General features: G+C 38.4%; 38 protein-coding genes. 3 read left to right on the forward strand and 35 right to left on the reverse strand.

The features are described 5' to 3' along the window. Position 1 precedes the first annotated feature (1 nt). From rpsM to rpsL, 28 genes are all read right to left on the reverse strand, one after another. On the reverse strand, positions 2 to 376 hold the full coding sequence (rpsM, locus tag ABGT15_RS08560) for a 30S ribosomal protein S13 (RefSeq protein WP_026981370.1): 375 nt from the start codon (positions 374 to 376) through the stop codon (positions 2 to 4). A 2-nt stretch (positions 377 to 378) separates the two neighbouring features. Further along, positions 379 to 495 (reverse strand): type B 50S ribosomal protein L36, encoded by a 117-nt coding sequence (gene ykgO, locus ABGT15_RS08565; protein ID WP_002987490.1) that lies wholly within the window; start codon positions 493 to 495, stop codon positions 379 to 381. Positions 496 to 507: 12 nt separating this feature from the next. Next, a complete protein-coding gene (gene infA, locus ABGT15_RS08570; protein WP_026714631.1) occupies positions 508 to 723 on the reverse strand; it encodes a translation initiation factor IF-1 in 216 nt (71 codons plus the stop codon). A 5-nt stretch (positions 724 to 728) separates the two neighbouring features. Beyond that, complete coding sequence (gene secY, locus ABGT15_RS08575) at positions 729 to 2,075, reverse strand: preprotein translocase subunit SecY (RefSeq protein ID WP_367231009.1); 1,347 nt, start codon at positions 2,073 to 2,075, stop codon at positions 729 to 731. A 13-nt stretch (positions 2,076 to 2,088) separates the two neighbouring features. Further along, positions 2,089 to 2,541 carry a 50S ribosomal protein L15 gene (gene rplO, locus ABGT15_RS08580; protein ID WP_367231010.1) on the reverse strand — a complete coding sequence of 151 codons (453 nt, stop codon included), beginning with the start codon at positions 2,539 to 2,541 and terminating at the stop codon, positions 2,089 to 2,091. A gap of 13 nt (positions 2,542 to 2,554) precedes the next feature. Continuing rightward, on the reverse strand, positions 2,555 to 2,737 hold the full coding sequence (gene rpmD, locus ABGT15_RS08585) for a 50S ribosomal protein L30 (RefSeq protein ID WP_367231011.1): 183 nt from the start codon (positions 2,735 to 2,737) through the stop codon (positions 2,555 to 2,557). Between the two features lie 12 nt (positions 2,738 to 2,749). After that, entirely contained in the window at positions 2,750 to 3,274 is a 525-nt protein-coding gene (gene rpsE, locus ABGT15_RS08590; RefSeq protein WP_237790046.1) for a 30S ribosomal protein S5, read from the reverse strand. 5 nt (positions 3,275 to 3,279) lie between these two features. Beyond that, complete coding sequence (rplR, locus tag ABGT15_RS08595; protein WP_367231012.1) at positions 3,280 to 3,627, reverse strand: 50S ribosomal protein L18; 348 nt, start codon at positions 3,625 to 3,627, stop codon at positions 3,280 to 3,282. 11 nt (positions 3,628 to 3,638) lie between these two features. Continuing rightward, on the reverse strand, positions 3,639 to 4,181 hold the full coding sequence (rplF, locus tag ABGT15_RS08600) for a 50S ribosomal protein L6 (protein ID WP_367231013.1): 543 nt from the start codon (positions 4,179 to 4,181) through the stop codon (positions 3,639 to 3,641). A gap of 18 nt (positions 4,182 to 4,199) precedes the next feature. After that, a complete protein-coding gene (rpsH, locus tag ABGT15_RS08605; protein ID WP_367231014.1) occupies positions 4,200 to 4,598 on the reverse strand; it encodes a 30S ribosomal protein S8 in 399 nt (132 codons plus the stop codon). A gap of 140 nt (positions 4,599 to 4,738) precedes the next feature. After that, positions 4,739 to 5,008 carry a 30S ribosomal protein S14 gene (gene rpsN / locus ABGT15_RS08610; protein ID WP_026981378.1) on the reverse strand — a complete coding sequence of 90 codons (270 nt, stop codon included), beginning with the start codon at positions 5,006 to 5,008 and terminating at the stop codon, positions 4,739 to 4,741. Between the two features lie 3 nt (positions 5,009 to 5,011). Then, a complete protein-coding gene (rplE, locus tag ABGT15_RS08615) occupies positions 5,012 to 5,563 on the reverse strand; it encodes a 50S ribosomal protein L5 (protein WP_237790050.1) in 552 nt (183 codons plus the stop codon). A 2-nt stretch (positions 5,564 to 5,565) separates the two neighbouring features. Further along, entirely contained in the window at positions 5,566 to 5,880 is a 315-nt protein-coding gene (gene rplX, locus ABGT15_RS08620) for a 50S ribosomal protein L24 (RefSeq protein ID WP_367231015.1), read from the reverse strand. 12 nt (positions 5,881 to 5,892) lie between these two features. Continuing rightward, positions 5,893 to 6,261, reverse strand: coding sequence for a 50S ribosomal protein L14 (gene rplN, locus ABGT15_RS08625; protein WP_014166275.1), 369 nt, complete (start codon positions 6,259 to 6,261; stop codon positions 5,893 to 5,895). A 2-nt stretch (positions 6,262 to 6,263) separates the two neighbouring features. Continuing rightward, a complete protein-coding gene (gene rpsQ / locus ABGT15_RS08630; RefSeq protein WP_026981381.1) occupies positions 6,264 to 6,521 on the reverse strand; it encodes a 30S ribosomal protein S17 in 258 nt (85 codons plus the stop codon). 17 nt (positions 6,522 to 6,538) lie between these two features. Continuing rightward, the gene (rpmC, locus tag ABGT15_RS08635) at positions 6,539 to 6,730 is read right to left on the reverse strand and encodes a 50S ribosomal protein L29 (RefSeq protein WP_237790052.1); all 192 of its coding nucleotides are present in this window, start codon (positions 6,728 to 6,730) and stop codon (positions 6,539 to 6,541) included. 12 nt (positions 6,731 to 6,742) lie between these two features. Then, positions 6,743 to 7,162 carry a 50S ribosomal protein L16 gene (gene rplP, locus ABGT15_RS08640; protein ID WP_026981383.1) on the reverse strand — a complete coding sequence of 140 codons (420 nt, stop codon included), beginning with the start codon at positions 7,160 to 7,162 and terminating at the stop codon, positions 6,743 to 6,745. A gap of 19 nt (positions 7,163 to 7,181) precedes the next feature. Next, complete coding sequence (gene rpsC, locus ABGT15_RS08645) at positions 7,182 to 7,916, reverse strand: 30S ribosomal protein S3 (RefSeq protein WP_367231016.1); 735 nt, start codon at positions 7,914 to 7,916, stop codon at positions 7,182 to 7,184. 8 nt (positions 7,917 to 7,924) lie between these two features. After that, positions 7,925 to 8,335 (reverse strand): 50S ribosomal protein L22, encoded by a 411-nt coding sequence (gene rplV / locus ABGT15_RS08650; protein WP_026981385.1) that lies wholly within the window; start codon positions 8,333 to 8,335, stop codon positions 7,925 to 7,927. Positions 8,336 to 8,344: 9 nt separating this feature from the next. Then, positions 8,345 to 8,623, reverse strand: coding sequence for a 30S ribosomal protein S19 (gene rpsS, locus ABGT15_RS08655; protein ID WP_023570340.1), 279 nt, complete (start codon positions 8,621 to 8,623; stop codon positions 8,345 to 8,347). Between the two features lie 10 nt (positions 8,624 to 8,633). After that, positions 8,634 to 9,458 (reverse strand): 50S ribosomal protein L2, encoded by an 825-nt coding sequence (gene rplB, locus ABGT15_RS08660; RefSeq protein ID WP_237790055.1) that lies wholly within the window; start codon positions 9,456 to 9,458, stop codon positions 8,634 to 8,636. 6 nt (positions 9,459 to 9,464) lie between these two features. After that, complete coding sequence (gene rplW, locus ABGT15_RS08665) at positions 9,465 to 9,755, reverse strand: 50S ribosomal protein L23 (RefSeq protein WP_367231017.1); 291 nt, start codon at positions 9,753 to 9,755, stop codon at positions 9,465 to 9,467. A 7-nt stretch (positions 9,756 to 9,762) separates the two neighbouring features. Beyond that, positions 9,763 to 10,392: a 50S ribosomal protein L4 gene (rplD, locus tag ABGT15_RS08670; RefSeq protein ID WP_237790057.1), complete on the reverse strand. Its 630-nt coding sequence runs from the start codon at positions 10,390 to 10,392 to the stop codon at positions 9,763 to 9,765. Further along, on the reverse strand, positions 10,392 to 11,009 hold the full coding sequence (gene rplC, locus ABGT15_RS08675; RefSeq protein ID WP_237790058.1) for a 50S ribosomal protein L3: 618 nt from the start codon (positions 11,007 to 11,009) through the stop codon (positions 10,392 to 10,394). The genes rplD and rplC overlap by 1 nt, the downstream gene beginning before the upstream one ends. 115 nt (positions 11,010 to 11,124) lie before the next feature. Continuing rightward, the gene (gene rpsJ, locus ABGT15_RS08680) at positions 11,125 to 11,430 is read right to left on the reverse strand and encodes a 30S ribosomal protein S10 (RefSeq protein WP_023579610.1); all 306 of its coding nucleotides are present in this window, start codon (positions 11,428 to 11,430) and stop codon (positions 11,125 to 11,127) included. Between the two features lie 11 nt (positions 11,431 to 11,441). Then, a complete protein-coding gene (gene fusA / locus ABGT15_RS08685) occupies positions 11,442 to 13,598 on the reverse strand; it encodes an elongation factor G (RefSeq protein WP_367231018.1) in 2,157 nt (718 codons plus the stop codon). 10 nt (positions 13,599 to 13,608) lie between these two features. After that, complete coding sequence (gene rpsG, locus ABGT15_RS08690) at positions 13,609 to 14,085, reverse strand: 30S ribosomal protein S7 (protein ID WP_367231019.1); 477 nt, start codon at positions 14,083 to 14,085, stop codon at positions 13,609 to 13,611. 23 nt (positions 14,086 to 14,108) lie between these two features. After that, a complete protein-coding gene (gene rpsL, locus ABGT15_RS08695) occupies positions 14,109 to 14,492 on the reverse strand; it encodes a 30S ribosomal protein S12 (protein ID WP_026981392.1) in 384 nt (127 codons plus the stop codon). Between the two features lie 180 nt (positions 14,493 to 14,672). Between rpsL and ABGT15_RS08700 the strand changes: the two genes are divergently transcribed. Together ABGT15_RS08700 and rlmB are read left to right on the forward strand one after the other, a co-directional pair. Then, positions 14,673 to 16,337 (forward strand): hypothetical protein, encoded by a 1,665-nt coding sequence (locus tag ABGT15_RS08700; protein WP_367231020.1) that lies wholly within the window; start codon positions 14,673 to 14,675, stop codon positions 16,335 to 16,337. A gap of 17 nt (positions 16,338 to 16,354) precedes the next feature. Next, on the forward strand, positions 16,355 to 17,089 hold the full coding sequence (gene rlmB / locus ABGT15_RS08705) for a 23S rRNA (guanosine(2251)-2'-O)-methyltransferase RlmB (RefSeq protein ID WP_367231021.1): 735 nt from the start codon (positions 16,355 to 16,357) through the stop codon (positions 17,087 to 17,089). Between the two features lie 86 nt (positions 17,090 to 17,175). On the opposite strand, the gene ABGT15_RS08710 is transcribed toward rlmB, so the two are convergent. Beyond that, positions 17,176 to 17,976 carry a rhomboid family intramembrane serine protease gene (locus ABGT15_RS08710; RefSeq protein ID WP_367231111.1) on the reverse strand — a complete coding sequence of 267 codons (801 nt, stop codon included), beginning with the start codon at positions 17,974 to 17,976 and terminating at the stop codon, positions 17,176 to 17,178. Between the two features lie 84 nt (positions 17,977 to 18,060). Here ABGT15_RS08710 and ABGT15_RS08715 point away from each other — a divergent pair, with 84 nt between their 5' ends. Then, positions 18,061 to 19,338, forward strand: a complete 1,278-nt coding sequence (locus ABGT15_RS08715) for a replication-associated recombination protein A (protein WP_367231112.1) — start codon at positions 18,061 to 18,063, stop codon at positions 19,336 to 19,338. 18 nt (positions 19,339 to 19,356) lie between these two features. Here the strand turns inward: ABGT15_RS08715 and ABGT15_RS08720 are convergent, their stop codons facing one another. From ABGT15_RS08720 to radC, 6 genes are all read right to left on the reverse strand, one after another. Next, a complete protein-coding gene (locus ABGT15_RS08720) occupies positions 19,357 to 20,100 on the reverse strand; it encodes a hypothetical protein (protein WP_367231022.1) in 744 nt (247 codons plus the stop codon). 1 nt (position 20,101) lies between these two features. Continuing rightward, the gene (locus tag ABGT15_RS08725) at positions 20,102 to 20,791 is read right to left on the reverse strand and encodes a YjjG family noncanonical pyrimidine nucleotidase (RefSeq protein ID WP_367231023.1); all 690 of its coding nucleotides are present in this window, start codon (positions 20,789 to 20,791) and stop codon (positions 20,102 to 20,104) included. Continuing rightward, positions 20,792 to 21,328 carry a hypothetical protein gene (locus tag ABGT15_RS08730; protein WP_367231024.1) on the reverse strand — a complete coding sequence of 179 codons (537 nt, stop codon included), beginning with the start codon at positions 21,326 to 21,328 and terminating at the stop codon, positions 20,792 to 20,794. Beyond that, on the reverse strand, positions 21,321 to 22,577 hold the full coding sequence (locus tag ABGT15_RS08735) for an ABC transporter permease (protein ID WP_367231025.1): 1,257 nt from the start codon (positions 22,575 to 22,577) through the stop codon (positions 21,321 to 21,323). The genes ABGT15_RS08730 and ABGT15_RS08735 overlap by 8 nt, the downstream gene beginning before the upstream one ends. After that, positions 22,574 to 23,203, reverse strand: coding sequence for an ABC transporter ATP-binding protein (locus ABGT15_RS08740; protein WP_367231026.1), 630 nt, complete (start codon positions 23,201 to 23,203; stop codon positions 22,574 to 22,576). Before ABGT15_RS08740 ends, ABGT15_RS08735 begins: the two co-directional genes overlap by 4 nt. A 75-nt stretch (positions 23,204 to 23,278) precedes the next feature. Beyond that, complete coding sequence (gene radC, locus ABGT15_RS08745; RefSeq protein ID WP_367231027.1) at positions 23,279 to 23,971, reverse strand: RadC family protein; 693 nt, start codon at positions 23,969 to 23,971, stop codon at positions 23,279 to 23,281. Positions 23,972 to 23,981 lie beyond the last annotated feature (10 nt).

Consider the following 23,981-nt stretch of genomic DNA (forward strand, 5'->3'; position numbering starts at 1 on the left):
ATTATTTAGTTGCTTTTTTCTTGTTAGCAACAGTTTTTCTTTTACCTTTTCTTGTTCTAGAGTTGTTCTTAGTTCTCTGACCTCTTAACGGAAGACCAGCTCTGTGACGGATACCTCTGTAACATCCGATATCCATTAAACGTTTGATGTTTAATGAAATTTCAGAACGTAATTCTCCTTCAATTTTGAAGTAAGAAACCGCGTCACGGATTGCTCCGATTTCGTCGTCATTCCAATCCTGAACTTTTTTATCTTCGCTAACGTTAGCTTTTGCTAAGATTTCTTGCGCTCTGCTTCTACCAATTCCGAAGATGTAGGTTAAAGCAATAACTCCTCTTTTGTTTTTTGGGATATCAACCCCTGCTATTCTTGCCATAATTATCCTTGTCTTTGTTTAAATCTAGGATTCTTTTTGTTAATAACGTACAATCTTCCTTTTCTACGTACAATAATGCACTCGGCACTTCTTTTTTTAACTGATGCTCTTACTTTCATTTTATAATAGCTTTAGTATCTATAAGTAATTCTTGCTTTTGACAAATCGTAAGGGCTCATTTCCAGTTTCACTTTGTCACCAGGTAACAATTTGATGTAATGCATACGCATTTTTCCTGAAATGTGAGCAATTACAACATGCCCGTTCTCTAATTCTACACGGAACATCGCATTTGACAATGCTTCAATGATTGAACCGTCTTGTTCTATTGCTGATTGTTTTGCCATAAAAATTAAGCTACTGCTTTTCTGTTTTTACCGCTTTTCATCAACCCATCATAATGCTTATTCAATAAGTATGAATTCACTTGTTGAATAGTATCAATTGCAACTCCCACCATAATTAATAATGATGTTCCGCCATAAAACATAGCCCAACCCTGTTGTACTCCTAACACACTAACAGCGATTGCTGGGAACACAGCAATCAAGGCTAAGAATAACGAACCTGGAAAGGTAAGTAATGACATAATTTTATCAAGATAATCACCTGTTTCTACACCGGGTTTAATACCTGGGATAAAACCACTGCTTCTCTTAAGATCATCAGCCATTTTATTGGTAGGCACCGTAATCGCGGTGTAAAAGTAAGTAAAAATTATGATTAACAAAGCAAAAACTAAATTATACTGCCACCCAAAGATATTTTGGAAACTAGTTGTAATGGTCTGAGCCGTATCCGAAGTGGACAACCCAGCAACCGCAGCAGGTATAAACATGATTGCCTGAGCAAAAATAATTGGCATTACCCCGGCAGCATTAAGCTTTAATGGAATCCATTGTCTGTTCCCACCCATAGCATCTTGCTCGAAATCACCAGCCGTTGTACGACGGGCGTACTGTACCGGAATTTTACGAACAGCCATGGTTAACAGTATACAGGCAATAATAATCAATAACCAGATTACCACCTCGAAAACGATTAGCATTGGACCACCGTTGTTCTCAGTAACTCGGGAAGAAAACTCCTGAATAAACGACTGAGGCAAGCGAGCCAAAATTCCCACCATAATTAATAATGAAATTCCGTTTCCGATACCTTTATCTGTAATTTTTTCCCCTAACCACATAGCAAAAATTGTCCCTGTAGTTAAAATGATTACCGATGAGAAAAGGAATGAGAACGAGCTCAATTCCAATAAAAAGGCATCCGCAGGTAATTGTTTGTAAAGGTTATAGATATACCCTGGACCTTGCAGTAAAGTAATACCTATTGTTAACCATCTTGTAATTTGGTTAATTTTCTTTCTTCCGCTTTCTCCATCTTTCTGTAACTTCTGTAAATAAGGAATAGCAATTCCCATTAACTGAACCACAATTGAAGCAGATATATACGGCATGATACCCAATGCAAATACAGATGCTTGCGAAAACGCACCACCTGTAAATACATTGATTAACCATCCTATACCTTGATCAGTTTGAGTCGATAAATTTTGCAATTTAGTTGCATCAATACCTGGAAGTGTTACCTGAGCACCAAAACGGTAAATCATCAACATAAACAGCGTAAGAGTAATTTTATTTCTTAACTCGTCTATTTTCCAAGCATTAACTAACGATTCTATAAACTTCTTCATCTGGTATATCGGATTATAAAGTTACAGCTTCTCCACCTGCAGCCTCGATAGCCGCTTTTGCAGTCGCAGTAAATTTGTGAGCAGTTACTTTTAATTTTGCTTTAAGCTCTCCTCCTCCTAAAATCTTTACAAGCTCATTTTTAGTTGCCAAACGGTTTTCTACCAAAGTAGCGAAATCAACAGTGTCAGTTACTACACCATTATCAACTAACAATTGTAAAGTTGAAAGGTTGATTCCTTGGTATTCTACACGGTTGATGTTTTTGAAACCAAACTTAGGTACACGTCTCTGTAAAGGCATCTGACCTCCTTCGAAACCAATTTTCTTAGAATAACCAGAACGCGATTTAGCTCCTTTGTGTCCACGTGCAGCGGTACCACCTTTTCCAGAACCTTCTCCTCTACCTACTCTTTTATTTTGGTTATGTGTTGAACCTTCAGCCGGTTGTAAGTTACTTAAATTCATAATGAATATGATATTATTTAGCTTCTTCTACAGAAACTAAGTGTTTAACTTTATTTACCATTCCAAGGATAGCAGAATTTGCATCATGCTCTACAGTTTGTCCTAATCTTTTAAGACCCAAAGCCACTAATGTTCTCTTTTGTGTTAGAGGACAGTTGATCTGACTTTTAACTTGTTTTACTAATATCTTTGCCATAATTTCCTTGAATTAACCTTTGAATACTTTTTCTAAAGAAATACCTCTTTGTTTTGCAACAGTATGAGCACTTCTCATTTGCAATAAAGCATCAAAAGTAGCTTTAACAACATTGTGAGGGTTAGAAGAACCTTGAGATTTCGACAATACGTCGTGAATACCTACAGACTCCAATACCGAACGAACTGCACCACCGGCAATTACTCCTGTACCGTGAGAGGCTGGCATCAATAATACTCTTGCTCCACCAAATTTACCTTTTTGTTCGTGAGGAACCGATTGTCCACTTAAAGGAATACGAACCAAGTTCTTTTTCGCATCTTCTACTGCTTTCGCGATAGCTTCCGAAACGTCTTTTGATTTCCCTAAACCGTGACCAACCACTCCGTTCTCGTCTCCTACAACTACAATAGCAGAAAAACCAAAAGCTCTACCTCCTTTTGTAACTTTAGTTACACGATTCACACTAACCAAACGGTCTTTCAATTCAAGACCACTAGGTTTTACTAGTTCTACGTTTTTATAATTATGATACATAGTTCTTAGAATTTAAGTCCAGCTTCTCTGGCACCGTCTGCTAATGATTTAACTCTTCCGTGATATAAATAACCACCTCTGTCAAAAGAAACAGTACTTACTCCTGCTTTCTGTGCTTTATCGGCAATTAACTTACCAACTGCAGCTGCAATTTCAATTTTTGTTCCTTTTGCTCCGGCTTCTCTTGAAGAAGCAGCAGCTAGTGTCACACCGTTTACATCATCTATGATTTGCGCATAGATTTCTTTATTACTTCTGAAAACAGAAAGTCTTGGATTCGCAGCAGTACCGCTTACAATCTTTCTGATTCTGAACTTTATTCTTTGTCTTCTTTCAGATTTTGTTAATGACATAGTCTTAATTTTTAAGCTGATTTACCTGCTTTTCTTCTTAACTCTTCCCCTACGAATTTAACTCCTTTTCCTTTGTAAGGCTCTGGCTTACGGAAACCTCTGATTTTCGCAGCTACTTGCCCTAACAATTGCTTGTCATGAGAAGTTAATTTAATGATAGGGTTTTTACCTTTTTCAGATACAGTTTCTACTTTCACCTCAGGAACCACCTCAAGAACTATGTTATGAGAAAAACCTAAAGCAACATCCAATTTTTGTCCTTGGTTAGCCGCTCTATAACCTACTCCCACTAATTCTAATTCTTTAGTGAAACCTTCGGATACACCAACAATCATATTGTTGATAAGTGCTCTGTATAAACCGTGTTTCGAACGATCATTTTTGTGATCTGAAGATCTTTCCACGATTACTTGTCCTTCCTCAACTTTCACAGACACGTCTGTAAACTCTTGAGAAAGATCACCTAATTTTCCTTTAACTGTAACTACAGCATCCTTAACTTCAACAGTTACACCAGCTGGAATTGCAATTGGACTTTTACCTATTCTTGACATTGTTAAGTCTTTTTAAAATTAGTATACGTAACAAACTACTTCACCACCAACATTCAGTTGTTTCGCTTGTTTTCCAGTCATAAGACCTTTAGAAGTTGAAACAATAGCAATACCTAAACCGTTCAAGATTCTTGGTAATTTGGCAGCACCAGCGTACTTACGCAAACCTGGTTTACTGATTCTTTGGATATCTTTGATTACAGACTCTTTAGTATCTTTATCATACTTAAGAGCGATTTTGATAGTACCTTGTACAGTACTGTCATCGAATTTGTAACTTAAGATATATCCTTGATCGAATAAAATCTTAGTGATTTCTTTTTTCATGTTAGAAGCAGGAATCTCAACCACTTTGTGGTTAGCACGCACTGCATTTCTAATTCTTGTCAAGAAATCTGCAATAGGATCTGTATACATATTTATTAAATTGCGGCGACGGTTTTCAATAAGACTATCCTATTGAACCTGAAGCCATTAAACTTTATTTTTAAAGCAGATAATTGCACGTTACCGGCAAAAATCCGGCAAATGTACAATTATCTGCTATAATAAACAAACTACCAGCTTGCTTTCTTTACTCCTGGAATTAAGCCGTTGTTAGCCATTTCACGGAAAGTTACACGTGAAATACCAAACTGACGCATGTACCCTCTTGGTCTTCCAGTTAATTTACAACGGTTGTGTAAACGTACCGGAGAAGCATTTTTTGGTAATTTTTGTAAACCTTCATAATCGCCAGCTTCTAATAAAGCTTTTCTTTTTTCAGCATACTTTTCTACCAACGCTTGTCTTTTCACCTCACGGGCTTTCATTGATTCTTTAGCCATGTCTTAATTCTTTTTAAAAGGTAAACCTAATTGAGCTAATAATGATTTTGCTTCTTTGTCTGTGTTTGCAGAAGTTACAAAAGTAATATCGAAACCAGCAATCTTGTTAACTTTGTCAATATCAATTTCAGGGAAAATGATTTGCTCAAGCACACCTAAGTTGTAGTTTCCTCTTCCGTCGAAACCTGTAGCTTTAATACCACCGAAGTCTCTTACACGCGGCAATGAAGAAGTGATCAAACGATCTAAGAATTCATACATTCTTTCTCCACGTAAAGTTACTTTAGCTCCGATTGGCATCCCTTTTCTCAATTTGAACGACGCAACGTCTTTCTTAGAGATCGTAGCTACTGCTTTCTGACCTGTAATTTTTGTTAACTCTTCTACAGCATGGTCAACCAATTTCTTATCAGAAACAGCAGCACCAACACCACGGCTAATAACGATTTTTTCCAATTTAGGAACCATCATTACGTTTTTATAACCGTACTCCTCTGTAAGAGCAGCAATTACTCTGCTCTTGTATTCTTCTTTAAGTCTAGGTATATAAGTCATGACTATAATACTTGATTAGATTTTTTAGAAATTCTCACTTTCTTATCTCCTTCAACTTTAACACCTACTCTAGTCGCTGACTTAGTTTTAGGATCAATTAAAGCAATGTTAGAAATATGAATAGGAGCTTCTTTTTTCACGATACCACCTTGAGGGTTTTTAGCACTTGGCTTAGTGTGTTTTGACACTAGGTTCACCCCTTCAACTACCGCTTTATTTTTCTCGCGAAGAACACGTAAAACTTTACCTTCAGCACCTTTATGGTCACCTGCGATAACTTTTACCACGTCTCCAGATTTGATTTTTAGCTTTATCATTGTCTTAACGAATTAAAGCACTTCTGGTGCTAATGATACAATTTTCATGAATTGTTTTTCACGAAGTTCTCTTGCTACCGGACCAAAAACACGAGTTCCTCTCATTTCACCTGCAGCGTTCAACAATACACATGCGTTATCGTCGAAACGGATGTAAGATCCATCAGCTCTTCTCACTTCTTTTTTAGTACGTACAACAACTGCAGTAGAAACAGCACCTTTCTTCACGTTTCCGTTCGGAGTGGCATCTTTAATCGCTACTACAATTTTATCTCCAACAGAGGCATAACGACGTTTCGTTCCTCCTAAAACACGAATAGTCAAAACTTCTTTTGCTCCCGTGTTATCTGCTACTTTTAATCTCGATTCCTGTTGTACCATAATTACTTCGCTCTTTCAATGATTTCAACTAATCTCCAACATTTCGATTTTGACATAGGTCGTGTTTCCATGATCTTTACCGTATCGCCGATGTTGCAATCGTTTGTTTCGTCGTGTGCTACATATTTCTTTGTTTTCAACACGAACTTACCGTATAATGGGTGTTTTACTCTTCTTGTTTCAGAAACAACAATAGATTTTTCCATTTTGTTGCTAGTAACAACACCAATTCTCTCTTTTCTTAAATTTCTTTTTTCCATCTTTCAGCAGAATACAATTATTGTAACTCTCTTTTGCTTAACTCGGTAGCAACTCTAGCAATTGATCTTCTCACAGCTCTTAACTGTAAAGGATTCTCAATTGGAGAAATTGCGTGAGCATTTTTTAGGTCGGTATAAGTCTTTCTTAACTGACTAAGTTGTCCTTGTAACTCAGCTGCAGACAGATTTTTAATTTCTGATTGTTTCATAATGCTTTTTTATTATGCTTCGAAATCTCTAGCAACGATAAACTTAGTTTTAACTGGAAGTTTCTGAGCAGCAAGACGTAACGCCTCTTTAGCTACTGCGATTGGCACTCCACCAACCTCAAACATGATTCTTCCTGGCTTCACAACAGCAGCCCAGTATTCAACTGCACCTTTACCTTTACCCATACGTACTTCAAGAGGTTTCTTGGTGATCGGTTTGTCTGGGAAAATTTTAATCCACAATTGTCCTTCACGCTTCATGTAACGCGTTGCTGCGATACGAGCCGCCTCAATTTGACGAGAAGTAATGAATGAATAATCTAAAGATTTAATACCAAACATTCCATTTGAAAGTTCGTGACCTCTTTGAGACACACCTTTCATTTTACCCTTCTGTACCTTACGGTATTTTGTTCTTTTAGGCTGTAACATTTTTTCTTTAGTTTAAAAATTACTTTCTTTTGCGTTGGTTTGGTTTACCATTCCCTTTTGGAGAATGTGAAGATCCTGAAGATTTAGACTGCTTTTTGTCCATACCTACTAACGGAGAAAGATCTCTTTTTCCGTAAACTTCACCTTTCATGATCCACACTTTGATACCCATTCTACCATAAGTAGTATGTGCTTCACCTAGTGAGTAATCGATGTCAGCTCTGAAAGTTGATAGAGGAATACGTCCTTCTTTGAACATTTCGGAACGTGCCATTTCAGCTCCGTTCAAACGACCAGAAATCATAACTTTGATACCTTCTGCATTCATACGCATAGCAGCAGCAATAGCCATTTTAATTGCACGTCTGTAAGAAATACGACTTTCAATTTGACGAGCGATACTTGTCGCTACTAAATAAGCGTCAAGTTCTGGTCTTTTGATTTCAAAGATGTTGATTTGAACCTCTTTGTCAGTAATTTTCTTAAGCTCTTCTTTTAACTTGTCTACCTCTTGACCACCTTTTCCGATAATGATACCAGGTCTGGCAGTAGTGATAGTAACGGTTACAAGTTTCAAAGTTCTCTCGATGATTACTTTAGAAACACTAGCTTTTGATAAACGAGCATGGATGTACTTACGGATTTTAGCATCTTCTGCTAATTTGTCTCCGTAGTCATTTCCACCGTACCAGTTTGAGTCCCATCCTCTGATGATCCCAAGGCGATTTCCGATTGGATTTGTCTTTTGTCCCATACTGCTTATTAATTGCTTTGTGTGTTATTAATATCTCCTAACACGATTGTTACGTGGTTAGAGCGTTTTCTGATTCTGTGTGCGCGACCTTGTGGAGCCGGACGAAGTCTTTTCAACATCATACCGCCGTCTACACGGATCTCTTTTACGAATAAGCCTGCTTCCTCGATGTTCACATCAGCATTTTTCTGCTGATAGTTGTTGATTGCTGATAACAACAATTTCTCCAACTTACGAGAAGCTTCTTTTGAACTAAATCTTAATATATTAAGAGCTTTTTCTACCTTCTGACCTCTTACTAAATCTGCCACTAAGCGCATTTTTCTAGGTGAAGTAGGGCAGTTATTCAGCTTAGCAACAGCAACCTGCTTCTTAGCTTCTTTAGTCTGCTCGGCTCTTTCTCTTTTACGAACTCCCATAGCTTCTTATTATTTTTTACCTTTATTTTTAGCTCCAGCATGACCTCTAAAAGATCTTGTTGGCGAAAACTCTCCTAATTTATGACCTACCATGTTTTCTGTAACGTAAACAGGTACAAATTGACGACCGTTGTGTACTGCGATAGTCTGTCCAACAAAATCCGGAGTAATCATAGAAGCGCGAGACCAAGTCTTAACCACTCCTTTGTTACCTTTTTCGATATTTTCCTGAACTTTCTTCTCTAATTTAAAGTGTACGAAAGGTCCTTTTTTTAATGAACGTGCCATATCTTACTTATTATTTCTTTCTACGTTCTACGATATACTTATTACTCGGGTTAACTTTAGAACGAGTTCTATAACCTTTAGCAGGTAAACCTTTTCTTGAACGTGGGTGACCTCCTGAAGAGCGTCCTTCACCACCACCCATTGGGTGATCAACAGGGTTCATTGCTACCGGTCTAGTTCTTGGTCTTCTACCTAACCATCTAGATCTACCAGCTTTTCCTGATACAACTAATTGGTGGTCTGAGTTAGAAACTGCTCCAATCGTTGCAGAACAAGTCAACAAGATCAATCTTGTCTCACCTGAAGGCATCTTGATAGTAGCATATTTTCCGTCTCTTGCCATTAACTGAGCGAAAGTTCCAGCCGAACGAGCGATAACCGCTCCTTGACCTGGTCTTAACTCGATACAAGAAATAACAGTTCCTAGAGGAATTTTACTTAAAGGCAAAGTGTTACCAATTTCTGGAGCCGCTTCAGGACCAGAAACTACTGTTTGTCCTACTTGTAAACCATTCTGAGCGATGATATACGTTTTAGCACCATCTGCATAGTGTAATAACGAAATAAATGCTGAACGGTTTGGATCGTACTCGATAGTTTTCACTGTAGCAGGAACTCCTACTTTAGTTCTTTTGAAATCTACTAAACGGTACTTTTGTTTGTGACCACCACCTGTGTAGCGCATGGTCATCTTTCCTTGACTATTTCTACCTCCAGAGTTTTTTTTCGGTGCGATCAATGAACGCTCCGGCTTGTCAGTTGTAATAGTGTCAAAGCTATTTACAACTCTAAAACGCTGACCCGGGGTAATAGGTTTTAATTTTCTAACTGACATTTTCTATTAGATATTAGTATAAAAATCTATTGTTTCTCCTTCTTGTACTTGAACAACCGCTTTTTTGTACGCAGTAGTCTTTCCACTGATTAAACCACTCTTAGTGTATTTAACCGATCTATCAGCTCTGTAATTCATTGTGTTTACCGCCACTACATTCACACCAAAAGTTGCTTCAACAGCATTTTTGATCTGGATTTTGTTTGCTTTTTTATCAACAATGAAACCAAAGCGGTTGAAAGCTTCCCCCTCTTTGGTAATTTTTTCAGTAATGATAGGTTTAATTATGATACTCATAGCCCTATTATTTGCTTAAATTTTCTACAATTCCTTCTACCGAACCTTCTAAAAGCACTAAACTATTTGCATTCAAAATTGCATAAGTGCTTAATTCTGAAGAAGTTACAACATTAGAAGCCTTTAAATTGCGTGACGACAAATATACATTTTTATTTGTATCACCCAACACGAATAAAGATTTTTTGTTTTCTAACCCTAAAGCTTTCAATACGTTAATGAAATTCTTAGTGTTTGGAGTTTCAAAATTGAAGTCTTCAAGAACCACTAAATTTGATTCTTTCATTTTCAAAGAGAAAGCCGATTTACGCGCTAATCTTTTTAAAGTTTTGTTCAATTTGAAAGAATAACTTCTCGGTCTTGGACCAAAAACCGTACCTCCACCTTTAAATAAAGGATTCTTTACAGAACCAGCACGAGCTGTACCTGTTCCTTTTTGTTTTTTAATCTTACGTGTACTTCCGGTCACTTCAGCTCTTTCTTTAGCTTTGTGCGTACCTTGTCTTTGATTTGCTAAGTATTGCTTAACATCAAGATATACAGCGTGATTATTAGGCTCAATTGCGAATACAGAGTCAGCAAGTTGTACTTTACGACCTGTATCTTTTCCGTTGATATCTAATACTTTTACTTCCATTACTTCTGAATGATTACGTAAGAGTTTTTGTGTCCAGGAATCGCTCCTTTAACTACAAGTAGGTTCTTATCAGCCACTACTTTTAAAACTCTAAGGTTTTGAACTGTTACATTTTCTCCTCCTGTTCTTCCCGCCATACGCATTCCTTTGAATACTCTTGATGGATAAGACGATGCTCCAACAGAACCCGGTGCTCTCAAACGGTTGTGCTGACCATGAGTAGCTTGCCCAACACCACCAAAACCGTGACGCTTAACAACCCCCTGGAAACCTTTACCTTTTGATACTCCCACTACATCAACGAATTCGCCTTCAGCAAATACATCAACCGTGATCACATCACCTAATTTGTGCTCAGTTACAAAATCCTGGAATTCAACGACTTTCTTTTTAGCAACAGTACCCGCTTTTTTAAAGTGACCTAACTCAGCTTTAGTAGCGTGTTTTTCTGTTTTGTCATCGAAACCAAGTTGTAACGCTTCATACCCGTCAACCTCATTGGTTCTGACTTGGGTAACGACACATGGACCTGCTTCAATTACAGTACAAGGAATGTTCTTCCCGTTCTCATCGAATAAGCTGGTCATGCCGATTTTTCTTCCAATTAACCCAGACATATAAACTATTTATTAATAAATTATAAAAAATTCTCTTTTTTTGAGTGCGCAAAAGTAGGCATTATGTTTTGAATATCAAAACATAATGCCTAAATACTTTAAAATGCGTGATTTATCACACTTTGATCTCTACCTCTACTCCACTTGGAAGCTCTAATTTCATTAGGGCATCGATAGTTTTTGAAGAAGAAGAATAGATATCTAAAAGCCTTTTGTATGAACTCACTTCAAACTGCTCTCTTGATTTTTTGTTTACGTGCGGAGAACGCAATACAGTGAAAATCTTTTTATGAGTTGGTAATGGAATAGGACCAGTTACCACAGCACCTGTACTTTTTACAGTTTTTACGATTTTTTCTGCTGATTTATCAACCAACATGTGATCGTAAGATTTTAATTTTATTCTGATTTTTTGACTCATCTTGATAATAATTAAGCGTTACCTCTTGCTTTTTTAATTACTTCATCGGAAATATTCGATGGAGTTTGCTCATAGTGAGAGAATTCCATTGTAGATGTAGCACGACCTGACGATAATGTTCTTAATGTCGTAACATATCCAAACATTTCAGAAAGCGGCACGTTTGCTTTAATAGTTTTAGCACCATTTCTGTCACCCATATCGTTTACTTGTCCTCTACGACGGTTCAAGTCACCTACGATATCACCCATGTTTTCTTCCGGAGTAATAACTTCGATTTTCATGATTGGTTCTAAGATTACAGCTCCAGCAGCTTTCGCTACTTCTTTGTAACCCATTTTCGCTGCCAATTCGAACGATAAAGCATCCGAATCCACCGCGTGGTAAGATCCATCCAATAAAGTAACTTTCAAACTATCTACAACATATCCAGCCAAAGGACCCGTTTTCATTGCTTCACGGAAACCTTTTTCAACAGCAGGGATATATTCTTTAGGAACGTTACCACCTTTTACTTCATTCACAAACTGCAATCCTACAGCTGGTTTACCATCAACAGCTTCAGCCGGCTCTAAACGGAAAACGATATCCCCGAATTTACCACGACCACCAGACTGTTTCTTGTACACCTCCCTGTGTTGCGCAGATTTAGTAAACGCCTCTTTGTACTCAACTTGTGGCTCACCTTGATTAACCTCAACTTTGAACTCACGTTTCATACGGTCTACTAAGATATCCAAGTGAAGCTCACCCATACCAGAAATAATCGTTTGACCTGAAGCCTCATCAGTTCTAACTGTAAACGTTGGATCCTCTTCAGCAAGTTTTGCTAAAGCCATACCCATTTTGTCAACGTCAGCTTTTGTTTTAGGCTCGATCGCGATACCGATTACCGGATCAGGGAATTTCATAGACTCAAGAATAATTGGGTGTTTTTCATCACACATGGTATCTCCAGTCTTGATATCTTTAAACCCAACTGCCGCTCCAATATCTCCAGCCTCGATGTACTCGATTGGATTTTGTTTGTTCGCGTGCATTTGGTAGATACGAGAAATACGCTCTTTGTTTCCTGAACGTGTATTCAAGATATAAGAACCTGCATCTAAACGTCCTGAATAAGCACGGAAGAAAGCTAAACGACCAACATAAGGGTCAGTAGCAATTTTAAATGCTAAAGCCGCAAAAGGCTCTTTTACATCTGGACGACGTAAGATTTTAGTTTGATCTTCTTCTAACAAATCAGCATCATCAGGATGAATACCCTCGATACCTTCTTTATCCAAAGGAGATGGTAAATATTTACAAACTGCATCCAACATAAACTGAACTCCTTTGTTTTTGAAAGAAGAACCTGCAATCATAGGAATGATCGCCATGTCGATAGTTGCAGCTCTTAATGCAGCGTTGATTTCGTCCTCAGTGATTGAGTTTTCATCTTCCATGTACTTGTCAAGTAGATTTTCATCGTACTCAGCAACTGCTTCAATTAAGATTGATCTGTATTCTTTTACCTCTGCAACCATATCAGCAGGAATATCAACGATATCAAAAGTTGCCCCTTGCGTTGCATCATGCCATACGATAGCCTGGTTTTTTACTAAGTCTACAACTCCTTTAAAATCGTTTTCTTCACCGATTGGTAAAGTAATAGCCACCGCATTAGATTTTAACATATCTCTAACTTGCTGACAAACCGCTAAGAAGTTAGAACCTTGACGGTCCATTTTGTTTACGAATCCCATACGAGGAACGCGGTACTGATCTGCTAATCTCCAGTTGGTTTCTGACTGAGGTTCAACACCATCAACCGCAGAAAACAAGAATACCAAACCATCCAATACACGTAACGAACGGTTTACCTCAACTGTAAAGTCAACGTGTCCCGGTGTATCGATAATATTAAAGTGGTAAGGTTTAGACTCAGGAGTTAATTTACCTTGCTCAGTTGGAAAACTCCACTCACAAGTTGTCGCTGCAGAAGTAATGGTAATACCTCTTTCCTGCTCTTGCGCCATCCAGTCCATGGTAGCTGCACCATCGTGCACCTCACCAATCTTGTGTGATTTTCCAGTATAAAATAAGATACGCTCTGTTGTTGTTGTTTTACCAGCATCAATGTGAGCAGCGATACCTATGTTTCTTGTGAATTTTAAATCTCTAGCCATTTCTTATGAATTAAAATCTAAAGTGAGAGAATGCTTTGTTAGCTTCTGCCATTTTGTGAGTATCCATTCTTTTCTTAACAGCTGCTCCTTCTTCTTTAGCCGCAGCTAAGATTTCAGAAGCAAGTTTACCTGCCATCGATTTTTCATTTCTTCTTCTTGCATACAAGATCATCCATTTCATAGAATACGAAATTTTTCTATCTGGACGAATTTGCATAGGAATCTGGAAGGTAGCTCCACCCACACGACGTGAACGAACTTCTACGTGAGGCATAACATTTGTTAATGCATCTTTCCAAATTTCTAAAGCAGATTTTTCTGCGTCTTGCTTTTTAGCCTCTACGATATCCAATGCATCGTAAAACACTTTAAAAGCTGTTGATTTCTTACCGTCCCACATTAAGTTGTTTACAAAACGTGTTACTAACTGATCGTTAAATTTCGGATCCGGTAAAAGGGGTCTTTTCTTGGCCGCTCTTTTTCTCATGTCTTTTTCTTAAAAGTTAAAAATTACTTTTTAGCGTCTTTAGGTCGTTTAGCACCATATTTAGATCTTCTTTGAGTTCTACCGTTAACTCCGGCAGTATCCAAAGCACCACGTACGATGTGGTATCTAACACCTGGTAAATCTTTTACCCTTCCGCCTCTAACTAATACTATCGAGTGCTCTTGTAGATTGTGTCCTTCTCCCGGGATGTAAGCATTCACTTCATTACCATTGGTCAAACGCACACGCGCAACTTTACGCATTGCAGAGTTTGGTTTCTTTGGTGTAGTAGTGTAAACACGCGTACAAACTCCTCTTCTTTGAGGACAAGAATCTAAAGCAGCCGATTTACTCTTCTTAGTTACCTGGGCTCTCCCTGTTCTTACTAATTGTTGAATTGTTGGCATAATGTTTAATAAAATTACTAACGTTATAAATTCCCGACACTTTTCGGGGCTGCAAATGTAGGAATTAATTTTTACAAAACAAACCCTAATTATTTAATTTTCAATACAATTCTACATTCAACAAAAATCACATATTCAAAAACCATTTTTTACGTTATTTTTACCAAAAGATTTTCCCCTTTGAAAAATTTACTTCTTTTTTTATTCCTGATTGTCGCCGGCTTTACCTCAAAAGCTCAAAAGCTGCATTTGCAAATCGAAGGAAATTCAACTGAAGAAACCAAAATCATCGACAGCATCGGTTACAAAAAGCATCATGAGAATACCAAATCCATATTGAACGAAACCGAAGTCATTACCTCCAACCTACTCCAGAAAGGTTATTTGGAAAGCCAACTGACAAGTCAAAAAAAAATAAATGACTCCACCTTTCTCTTTCAATATACTATCGGTAAAAAAACCAATCGCATACACATATATATAGGTAGGATTCCCGAAGACGAAAAAAAACTGCTGGAATTCACTTCCGACACTATAAAACTTAAAGCCTCGGAAGTGGAAAGCTTTATGAATATGAATCTGGCAAAACTGGAACAAAAAGGTTATTCGTTAAGCGAATTACAACTCATCAATCACAAAAAGGAAAACAACCATCTTTACACCGATTTAAAAATCAAAACCGAAAAGAAACGCTCCCTGAACGATATCGTTGTGGCCGGTTACACCAAATTCCCGGAAGGCATTCGCCGCAACCTTGTTAAACAATACAAAAAACGTCCGTTCAACCAAGACAACCTAAAACAGTTGAACGATAATTTCAAGACATTGCCTTTTATAAATCAGGTAAAATATCCGGAAATCCTATTCACCAAAGACAGCACCAAAGTGTATGTTTATTTAGAAAAAACAAGAGCCAACCGCTTTGACGGCTTCATCGGGTTTGCCAACGAAGAAAATACCGGCATCCGTTTTAACGGCTATCTCGATTTATTGCTCAACAACGCCTTAAACACTGGGGAAAAATTCAACCTGTACTGGAAAAGCGACGGCAAGAAGCAAACCACATTCAATATAGGCACGGAATTGCCTTATATACTCAAGACCCCATTGGGAATAAAAGCAGATTTAAAGATCTTCAAACAAGACAGTACGTTTCAAAACACCACCACATCATTAAATCTTGGATATTACTTCCATTACAACTCCAAAGTATTCTTAGGATATCAATCTTCGGAATCCGTCGACATTCAAAACACCAACAATTCGTTCATCAGTGATTTTTCCAATTCGTTTTGGACAACTTCCTACGAGTTCACCGATTTCAATATTGACGATTTCCTCTTCCGCGAACGCACGAGCCTAGCCTTTAAATTCGGAATTGGAAACCGCAAATCAAAATTGGAAGCCGCCAGCCAGTATTTCATACAACTCAATGCGCATCATAATTTTTACCTGAACAAAAAAAACAGCATCGCCTTAAGGAATCAGAGTTTTTACCTGCAAAGCAACAAGTATATCATTAATGAGCTGTATCGTTTCGGAGGCATTAACTCCATTCGCGGCTTTGTCGAAAACAGCTTACAGGCCAATTTATTTTCAGGTTTAATGGCCGAATACCGCTATGCACTTACCTCAAACATGTATTTACACACCATAACGGATTACGGTTATTTTCAGGACAAAACTTCCGACTTAAAAGGCAACTTACTCGGATTTGGCTTTGGTTTCGGACTGCTTACCAAAAACGGTCTTTTAAATTTAATTTATGCCAACGGGAGCACCGACGAACAAACCATCAAACTCTCCAACTCCATCGTTCATATCAGTTTTAAAACTAATTTTTAAAATCTTATCTTTGCCCCATGGAAAAAGAACACCAAATATTTGGAATCCGCGCCATTATCGAAGCGATTCATGCCGGAAAAGAGATTGACAAAGTTTTCATTCAGAAAGACGCTCAAGGCGATTTGATGCAGGAACTGATGAAAGCGATGAAAAAAAACAACATCAATTTCAGTTACGTTCCCGTTGAAAAACTGAATCGTTTAACCCACAACAACCATCAGGGTGCCGTGGCCAGTATCGCTCCTATTTCGTTTGTATCGCTGGAAACTTTAGTAGAAAGCGTAATCGAAAGTGGCAAAAAACCTTTCTTCTTAATTTTAGATCAATTGTCGGACGCCCGCAACTTCGGTGCCATCATCCGAACCGCAGAATGTACCGGTGTAGACGGCATCATTGTTCAAAAGCAAGGTTCTGCTCCGGTTAATGGCGACACCGTAAAGACTTCTGCAGGAGCCGTATTCAACGTACCGATTTGCAAAGTGGATCATATTAAAGATGCGATTTTCTACTTACAGGGTTCCGGCATTAAAACCGTAGCCGCAACCGAAAAAACAGAATCCGGTATTTATGATGTCGATTTTAACCAGCCCGTAGCCATCATCATGGGGAGCGAAGACCGTGGTGTAAATCCATCTGTATTAAAAATTGTAGACGAAAAAGCCAAACTTCCAATGTTCGGAACCATCGGATCATTAAACGTATCGGTCGCTTGCGGTGCTTTTTTATACGAAACCGTAAGACAACGCAGTTAATTTCAAAATATAAGAAGGAAAAAAGTCCGGAGCGAATGTTTCGGGCTTTTTTTGTGGTCCTTATTCCCGCTATTCCTTCAAGTCCTTCACTGCGTTTCGGAGCTTTTCATACTATCGGGGCTAGGCGGGTTTCCATTTTCTTCTTTGGAATCCTTCAGAAAATAAATCACCGGCAAATTGGAAATAAAATACGAATACTGCTGCTCCATCGGATCGGGTTTCGGCGGTGGCGCAAAATTACCCTGCTCGTCAAAATGTTTCATAAACGGATCCTGCGAAGGGTCAAAATCAGGACGTTCCCAATCGTACTTGATCGGTTTTTGATAATCTTGTGTTTTGATAAAATAGGACAATAAAAAACCGGTAATGAATCCAGCCATATGCCCTTCCCAGGAAATATTCTGTTCCGCGCTAGGAAATAAATACCACACCATGCCACCATACAACACTACAATGGTTAATGACAACGCGACTAAACGATAATACCCCGACTGGATGCCTTTAAAAAAGATAAAACTCACCAACACATAAATCAAACCGCTGGCTCCTATGTGCATACTTTCCCTACCAATCAGCCAGGTTCCAAATCCGGAGAGCAAAATCCCCAAAACCAACACCTGCAAACTCTGTTCCCTGTAAAAATAACGCAGCGCCATCACCAAAAAGAAAAGCGGTATCGAATTGTTGTACAAATGTTCCAGATTCCCATGCAAAAACGGACTGAAAACAATCCCTTTCATACCCGACAACGTTCGAGGATAAATACCGTAATCGTACAAACTCACCTTAAAACGGATTTCAAACCAAAAAACCACCCATATTGCCAACAAAAACAATAAAGGCCAGGCAATTACAGATGCGGAGAATTTAAAATCGGTTTCTTTCATCAGGTTGATTTTCCCAGACAGTATCAAAAACATATCCAAACTAAATTTAATGAAGTTTTGTCAGAAATCAGTAATTTTACCGCTATGGAAGCACCATTGGCCGAGCGCATTCGCCCACAGCATTTATCGGAATACATTAGTCAATTGCATCTGGTTGGCCCTGAGGGCTCATTAACCCATCAGATTTCCCGAGGCATTATCCCATCGCTTATTTTATGGGGGCCGCCGGGAACGGGAAAAACCACTTTGGCTCAAATTATGGCACAGGAAAGCAAGCGACCGTTTTACACGTTAAGCGCTATTAATTCGGGGGTAAAAGACATTCGTGATGTGATTGATAAAGCCAAACAAAGCAGCGGCTTGTTTACGGCCAAAAACCCAATTTTGTTTATTGACGAGATTCACCGTTTCAGCAAATCGCAACAGGATTCGCTATTGGCTGCAGTAGAAAAAGGTTGGGTAACTTTAATTGGTGCTACTACCGAAAATCCGAGTTTTGAAGTGATCCCGGCTTTATTGTCAAGATGTCAGGTGTACATACTGAATGCGTTTACCAAAGACGATTTGGAAGCTTTGTTACATCGTGCCATCGAAACCGACACCATTCTAAAAACCAAAGACATTCAGTTAAAAGAAACCGAAGCTTTGCTTAGACTTTCCGGTGGTGACGGGCGAAAATTACTGAACATTTTCGAATTAATCATCAATGCCTCCGATTCGGATTCGATTGAAATCACGAATGATAAAGTCATGCAATTGGTGCAAAAAAACACGGTGTTGTATGACAAAACCGGCGAACAGCATTACGATATTGTATCGGCATTTATCAAATCCATACGAGGAAGTGATCCTAACGGCGCTGTGTATTGGCTAGCCAGAATGATTGAAGGTGGTGAAGATGTAAAATTCATTGCGAGACGCATGCTTATTTTAGCGTCAGAAGACATCGGGAATGCCAACCCTACTGCTTTGATTATGGCCAACAATACGTTTCAGGCGGTAACCACTATCGGTTATCCGGAAAGCCGTATCATTTTAAGTCAGTGCGCCATTTATCTGGCGACTTCTGCTAAAAGCAATGCAAGTTATATGGCCATTGGCAAAGCGCAACAAATCGTAAAACAAACCGGAGACTTACCCGTTCCGTTGCATTTGCGCAACGCGCCAACCAAACTCATGAAAGAATTGGGTTATGGTGACGAATACAAATACTCTCACGATTACGCGAATAATTTTGCTGCACAGGAGTTTCTTCCGGACGAAATCAGCAATACGACTTTTTTTGATCCGGGCAATAATGCACGGGAAAGAGAACTGCGTCAGTTTTTAAAAAACCGTTGGGAAGATAAATACGGATATTAAAGAAAAATTCACTAATTACTAAAACTTAATCTCCAGTTTTTCGGAAACCAATTTGTCATTTTGGTAATATTCAAAAATCCATTGGTTGTTTTTATTGAACACTACACCTTGAGCGGTATCTTTCTGACCAATATAAAAATTACTGGCTGATGTTTTGAAAAGTTTCATCACTACTTTTGGCGAACTGTCTACCAACTGAAAACCATTAGCAATGGGTTGGGCAAAAAGTTGTTGTACAACAGTAGCATTATTTGCTTCAACTGCTGCTTTCACAGGAACTTCTTGCATCTGCTCTGCAGGTGCTTTCGCAGGTGTTGCTACAACTTCTTTAAACTCCTGTTTTGGCTTACTTTTAATAGTTTGCAGCGATTTTCCAACACCTCTGAATGCCTGGATGTAGGCTTTTTCAAACTCTTTTTCACGACTTGTCCCTTCTTCGGAGATAAAAACCACTTGATTTTTACAATCTTTGAGCTCCAGCTTGATTTTCGTAGAGAACAACGTATTATTTTCCAACATATCGGCATACAAAGCCTTACACCTGTTTTCTGCTAAATCCTGAGGCAAAACACCATCCTCATAATATACAGAATACCCTTGCTGTTCTAAAACCGACTTCGTTAAACTGTTAAGATTGTATTGGTTAGGTTTCTTAAGAAATCCGAATTTTTGAGGCATTACAATATATTTATATTCACTGACGCTTTGTGAATAAGTTGTAATTGTGAAAACAAAAACGAACAGTAAAAAAAAGTTTTTCATATTATAAGATGTTTTTTAATTCTGATAAATGGTAAATTTGAGTTATATTTTTATCGACTTCCAGCCTGGCCTCATTAAAAAAAACTGCGTCTAGACCTACATTCAAAGCTCCTTTAACATCGGCTTCGATACAATCTCCAATCATGACACTAGAATTTTTCTCCACCTGAGCCAAATTTAGCGCAAATTCAAATATTTTTGGATTAGGCTTTTTTACACCAGCCATTTCCGAATTGGTTATTGTTGTGAAATAATGTTCGATATTGGAATTCCTAAGTTTTCCGTTTTGCACGTCCTGAAAACCGTTGGTAATAATATGCAGCTTGTATTTGGATTTCAGATAGTCCAAAATTTCCAGTGCCCCATCAAAAAGATGATTGAAAGCAGGCAGGTTCTTTATGTATTCTTCGGAAATCAAAGCAATAGTCGCATCGTCAATCGGATAGGCAACAGCATCAAATGATTCTTTCAACCGTTTATAACGCAACTCCAAATGCCCAATTTTATCTTCCCGATACAGTTCCCAATATTTCAGATTTATCGGAATGTAGTTTTTAAGGAACAACGAAAGATCCAGATGAATTCCATTTTCTTTAAAAACTTTTTCAAAGGTCAATGCTGAATTTTTTTCAAAATCCCAAAGCGTATGATCCAAATCAAAAAAAATATCGGTTTTATGGGTAAATCGCATTTATTTGGCTCCTTTCACAATTACGGCATCTTCGATATGGTAAATCCAATCGTCTACATTGGTTTCATTGGAACGAAAAGTTCCGACTATCGTTACATATTGATCGGTTCTCAACTTAGGTGTTTCCCCTCTGAATTTAATTCCGGTTATCGTTTCCGGACCTGATTTCCCACAGAAGAAACAAGAAGCAAATACGTTTTTACTCAACGCATAATTTTTATTATCAATAGGCACAATAAAGCCACTCATCGCTACTTTTCGCTTGTTGGTCAGACGAAGTTTGGTATTAACAACCGGAAACATTACTTCCCCATAGGTTTTATCTTTCTTCTTAACAAACTTAATATCGCCCAACAACTTCCATGTTAGTGTGTCGGGTTGGCTTTGCAACAACAAAGCATCATTCCAGGCAGGAAAAAAAGTTGCTTTTTCAATTTTGTTTTGAGTTAGCGCTACTATTTTTGTCTTAGGATTATAAAACCCTTCCAGAACAAGAAGAACTGCAGCTAAAACTGCTAAACTATATACTTTACGCATTGGACAACGTTTTTGAAATATTTAATCGATAAGCTTTTACAGCAGGAATAACCGCTGCCAAAAGGCCCACAAATATAGTTACTAAAAATAAAACTCCTTCCTTCTCCCACACAAACGCCAACGGGTTGAAGGCGATTTTAAATTCTTCATCGGACGATCTGGAGATAAACACCAACGCTACTCTACCAAGAATTGTTCCAAAAACAAACCCGATGACACATAAAACCAGACTTTCAATCACAATCGCCTGCAACAGTTGCAAACGGGAAGCCCCTTGAATTCGCAATAAGGCAAATTCGTATTTGCGCTCTTTCAAGGTATTGAACAACGCAATAAAAATACTGATGCCGGAAATCAGCATGATACCATAAGCCAAATATTGCAAGGCTTCCAAACCAATACCAAAAAGGGTAAACAACCGATTGATTTCAATGGCCGGAGAAGCCGCCTGCATTTTCGTGTTTTGGGCAATCATTCTGGGCCACAAAACAATCCCCATTTTGTTTCTGAATTTTATAAGCACTGCGGTTATTTCCTTGCCTTCTTCAGACATTAATGCTTCTTCATGGTGTTCGTCGCCTTCTATATGTATGTGTGCTGCCTCTCCATGCGGATGTGCATCTTCTTCGTGATCGTGGGTTTCATGCATCGCCCAGACACTCTGAATATTGGAAAGAATTAGATTATCAACTACTTTTCCTGTTTTTGAAGCGATTCCCACCACTTTATACGCAGCTTCTTCGTGCTTCTCACCTTCTTTAGCATCCCCATGGGAACCGTAAAAAGTACTTCCTACTTTCAATTGAAGCTTTTGGGCAATTTCACTACCGATTACCACTTCAAAGGTCTCGGCAAACATTTTTCCTTTTTCCACGCTACCTCCGAATTTTGCCAAATAATCCGGTGTGGTTCCTAATATTTTAAACCCTAAATAATTGTCTCCGTATGCCAAAGGAATGGCCGATTTTACGAATGGGTTTTGCATCCATGTTTTTGCTTCTGCATAATCAATATTACCGGTAGGTGCATCCATTTGATAAACAGAAGACAAAACCAACTGCAAAGGACTCCCTTGTGCGCCTAAAACCAAATCGATGTCATCCGCATTGCTGGAAAATTGTTCTTCGAATTGTTTCTGCAACAAAATCAAAACCGTAATAATCGCAACACTCGACATCAGTAAAATGACGCTCAAAATTGTGCTTAACGGTTTGAACCAAGTATTTCGCCACGCTAATTTTGCAATCATGACAACGAAATTTGGTTAGAGAATCGTTCTTTTAAGCGGGAATCGTGGGTTACGATTACGAGTGCGGTTTTGTATTCCTGTGACAATTTTTCAAGTAAATTAGCCACTTTGAAGGCATTTTCGTCGTCCAAACTCGAGGTTGGCTCATCGGCTAAAACTACTTTTGGTTCATTGATTAACGCTCTTGCAATGGAAACCCGCTGCTGTTGCCCGACACTCAATTGTGAAGGCAATTTGTGCAAATGATCTTTTAAATCAAGATGTTCCAATAATGATTCCGCTTTTTTGCGAGCCTGTTTTCCGGTCGCCAGCCAAGAGGCTAATTCCACATTTTCCAAAACGGTAAAGGCTTCAATGAAATGATTTTCCTGCAACACCAAACCAATGTTTTTTCCTCTGAAATGATCTAATTTTCGTTCGGAAAACAATTCGATGTTCGTGTTATTGATAATTACATCTCCCGATTCCGCACGTAATAAACCACCGAGAATATGCAACAAAGTTGTCTTCCCTTTTCCACTTCCACCCGTAATTAAACAGGTTTCGCCTTCCTGACAAAGAATGTCGGGAAACTGAAACGTGGTCGTCGGACCGTATGAAAATTGTATATTTTTAGTTTGAATCATTCCGAAAAATTAATCGTGACAAGATAGCGCAATTTAGGCAATTGAAGAAGAAGAAAATCTTAAAGAAAATCTAATCTACAAAATTCCTTCATCGGCAAAACTGAAATAATTCTTTTCCGTGACAATCACATGGTCAAGCACCGGAATATCAAGGTGTTTTCCAGCTTCCTTCAGCTTTCGGGTGATTTGTTTATCGGCTTCGCTGGCAATTAAAGTGCCTGACGGATGATTATGGGCCAGAACAATTGATGTCGCGCCGTGTTCCAATGCGGTTTTGTAAATAATCCGTGTATCCACTACTGTTCCTGTAATTCCTCCTTTGCTGATTTGCGCTTTATAAATGATTTTGTTGGAATTATTCAGGTAGAGTACCCAAAATTCTTCGTGTGACAATTCGCCGACAATGGGTTGCATGATTTCAAAAACGGCTTTGCTTGAAGTAATTTTGAAGCGTTCTACACTTTCTTCGGATTTCCGTCTGCGTCCTAATTCTGTAGCGGCAACTATTGAAATAGCTTTTGCTTCTCCGATTCCTTTAAAATGTGTCAGTTGTTTTACAGAAAGTTTTCCGAGTACGTTCAGATTGTTGTCTACCGATGCTAAAATGCGCTTTGAAAGTTGCACAGCACTTTCATTACGGCTACCGGAACCGATCAGAATGGCTATCAGTTCGGCATCACTCAATACCGATTTACCTTTCAACATAAGCTTTTCACGAGGCTTATCGTCTTCAGCCCAATATTTTATGGAGAAATTTGTGGTTTCCATGGCGTATACT

Source organism: Flavobacterium enshiense, from assembly GCF_040750275.1.
GTDB classification, from domain to species: Bacteria; Bacteroidota; Bacteroidia; order Flavobacteriales; family Flavobacteriaceae; genus Flavobacterium; species Flavobacterium enshiense_B.

Coding starts and splice junctions, on each gene's coding strand:
- rpsM (WP_026981370.1), bottom strand. CDS start 376: ATGGCAAGAATAGCAGGGGTTGATATCCCAAAAAACAAAAGAGGAGTT.
- ykgO (WP_002987490.1), bottom strand. CDS start 495: ATGAAAGTAAGAGCATCAGTTAAAAAAAGAAGTGCCGAGTGCATTATT.
- infA (WP_026714631.1), bottom strand. CDS start 723: ATGGCAAAACAATCAGCAATAGAACAAGACGGTTCAATCATTGAAGCA.
- secY (WP_367231009.1), bottom strand. CDS start 2,075: ATGAAGAAGTTTATAGAATCGTTAGTTAATGCTTGGAAAATAGACGAG.
- rplO (WP_367231010.1), bottom strand. CDS start 2,541: ATGAATTTAAGTAACTTACAACCGGCTGAAGGTTCAACACATAACCAA.
- rpmD (WP_367231011.1), bottom strand. CDS start 2,737: ATGGCAAAGATATTAGTAAAACAAGTTAAAAGTCAGATCAACTGTCCT.
- rpsE (WP_237790046.1), bottom strand. CDS start 3,274: ATGTATCATAATTATAAAAACGTAGAACTAGTAAAACCTAGTGGTCTT.
- rplR (WP_367231012.1), bottom strand. CDS start 3,627: ATGTCATTAACAAAATCTGAAAGAAGACAAAGAATAAAGTTCAGAATC.
- rplF (WP_367231013.1), bottom strand. CDS start 4,181: ATGTCAAGAATAGGTAAAAGTCCAATTGCAATTCCAGCTGGTGTAACT.
- rpsH (WP_367231014.1), bottom strand. CDS start 4,598: ATGTATACAGATCCTATTGCAGATTTCTTGACAAGAATTAGAAATGCA.
- rpsN (WP_026981378.1), bottom strand. CDS start 5,008: ATGGCTAAAGAATCAATGAAAGCCCGTGAGGTGAAAAGACAAGCGTTG.
- rplE (WP_237790050.1), bottom strand. CDS start 5,563: ATGACTTATATACCTAGACTTAAAGAAGAATACAAGAGCAGAGTAATT.
- rplX (WP_367231015.1), bottom strand. CDS start 5,880: ATGATAAAGCTAAAAATCAAATCTGGAGACGTGGTAAAAGTTATCGCA.
- rplN (WP_014166275.1), bottom strand. CDS start 6,261: ATGGTACAACAGGAATCGAGATTAAAAGTAGCAGATAACACGGGAGCA.
- rpsQ (WP_026981381.1), bottom strand. CDS start 6,521: ATGGAAAAAAGAAATTTAAGAAAAGAGAGAATTGGTGTTGTTACTAGC.
- rpmC (WP_237790052.1), bottom strand. CDS start 6,730: ATGAAACAATCAGAAATTAAAAATCTGTCTGCAGCTGAGTTACAAGGA.
- rplP (WP_026981383.1), bottom strand. CDS start 7,162: ATGTTACAGCCTAAAAGAACAAAATACCGTAAGGTACAGAAGGGTAAA.
- rpsC (WP_367231016.1), bottom strand. CDS start 7,916: ATGGGACAAAAGACAAATCCAATCGGAAATCGCCTTGGGATCATCAGA.
- rplV (WP_026981385.1), bottom strand. CDS start 8,335: ATGGGAGTTCGTAAAAGAGAAAGAGCCGAGCAGACTAAAGAAGCTAAG.
- rpsS (WP_023570340.1), bottom strand. CDS start 8,623: ATGGCACGTTCATTAAAAAAAGGACCTTTCGTACACTTTAAATTAGAG.
- rplB (WP_237790055.1), bottom strand. CDS start 9,458: ATGTCAGTTAGAAAATTAAAACCTATTACCCCGGGTCAGCGTTTTAGA.
- rplW (WP_367231017.1), bottom strand. CDS start 9,755: ATGAGTATCATAATTAAACCTATCATTACTGAAAAAATTACCAAAGAG.
- rplD (WP_237790057.1), bottom strand. CDS start 10,392: ATGGAAGTAAAAGTATTAGATATCAACGGAAAAGATACAGGTCGTAAA.
- rplC (WP_237790058.1), bottom strand. CDS start 11,009: ATGTCTGGGTTAATTGGAAGAAAAATCGGCATGACCAGCTTATTCGAT.
- rpsJ (WP_023579610.1), bottom strand. CDS start 11,430: ATGAGTCAAAAAATCAGAATAAAATTAAAATCTTACGATCACATGTTG.
- fusA (WP_367231018.1), bottom strand. CDS start 13,598: ATGGCTAGAGATTTAAAATTCACAAGAAACATAGGTATCGCTGCTCAC.
- rpsG (WP_367231019.1), bottom strand. CDS start 14,085: ATGAGAAAAAGAGCGGCCAAGAAAAGACCCCTTTTACCGGATCCGAAA.
- rpsL (WP_026981392.1), bottom strand. CDS start 14,492: ATGCCAACAATTCAACAATTAGTAAGAACAGGGAGAGCCCAGGTAACT.
- rlmB (WP_367231021.1), top strand. CDS start 16,355: ATGGAAAAAGAACACCAAATATTTGGAATCCGCGCCATTATCGAAGCG.
- ABGT15_RS08710 (WP_367231111.1), bottom strand. CDS start 17,976: ATGAAAGAAACCGATTTTAAATTCTCCGCATCTGTAATTGCCTGGCCT.
- ABGT15_RS08715 (WP_367231112.1), top strand. CDS start 18,061: ATGGAAGCACCATTGGCCGAGCGCATTCGCCCACAGCATTTATCGGAA.
- ABGT15_RS08720 (WP_367231022.1), bottom strand. CDS start 20,100: ATGAAAAACTTTTTTTTACTGTTCGTTTTTGTTTTCACAATTACAACT.
- ABGT15_RS08725 (WP_367231023.1), bottom strand. CDS start 20,791: ATGCGATTTACCCATAAAACCGATATTTTTTTTGATTTGGATCATACG.
- ABGT15_RS08730 (WP_367231024.1), bottom strand. CDS start 21,328: ATGCGTAAAGTATATAGTTTAGCAGTTTTAGCTGCAGTTCTTCTTGTT.
- ABGT15_RS08735 (WP_367231025.1), bottom strand. CDS start 22,577: ATGATTGCAAAATTAGCGTGGCGAAATACTTGGTTCAAACCGTTAAGC.
- ABGT15_RS08740 (WP_367231026.1), bottom strand. CDS start 23,203: ATGATTCAAACTAAAAATATACAATTTTCATACGGTCCGACGACCACG.
- radC (WP_367231027.1), bottom strand. CDS start 23,971: ATGGAAACCACAAATTTCTCCATAAAATATTGGGCTGAAGACGATAAG.